At 61.4% G+C, this 471-nt stretch carries 1 protein-coding gene; it reads right to left on the reverse strand.

Annotation, left to right across the window (positions count from 1 at the left end; genetic code table 11):
• Positions 1-96 precede the first annotated feature (96 nt).
• Positions 97-471 (reverse strand): GNAT family N-acetyltransferase (locus MW871_RS16290; protein WP_248429440.1); only part of this gene is annotated, 375 nt, incomplete at its 5' end.

Genomic DNA, 471 nt, shown 5'->3' on the forward strand with positions numbered 1-471 from the left:
ATGAATGGGCCGACCATGCGCCGCTTGGCGAATGGCAGGACACGACCGACTTCGAAGCCGCCGCCCAGGTCGCGGCGACGCTGATCGATGACCATTTCAATCATGGGGGCTCTCCGGTGCGACGATGTCGGCATATTCGGGATGACTCGCGTAGTAGGCGGCCATGAAGGGGCAGAGCAGAATCACCTTGCGCCCTGAGGCGCGGATCGTCTCAAAGGTGCCGTGCGCGAGCTTCGATCCGAGCCCTTGGCCGGAGAAGCGTTTGGGCACGATCGTATGGGTCAGCACGATCCTGTCGCCGTCGATCCGGTAATAGGCCGCAGCCACTTCATGGGTTTCGTCGATCGGCAGCTCGAAGCGGCGCTCGACAGGATTGTCCTCGACAGCGCTCACGCCAGAGTCTCCCCCTTGATAAACGCCAACAAGTCGGCGTTGATAATGTCGGGATGCGTTGCGAACATGCCGTGTGAC

This window comes from Flavobacterium pygoscelis (genome assembly GCF_023162025.1).
Lineage (GTDB): Bacteria > Bacteroidota > Bacteroidia > Flavobacteriales > Flavobacteriaceae > Flavobacterium > Flavobacterium pygoscelis.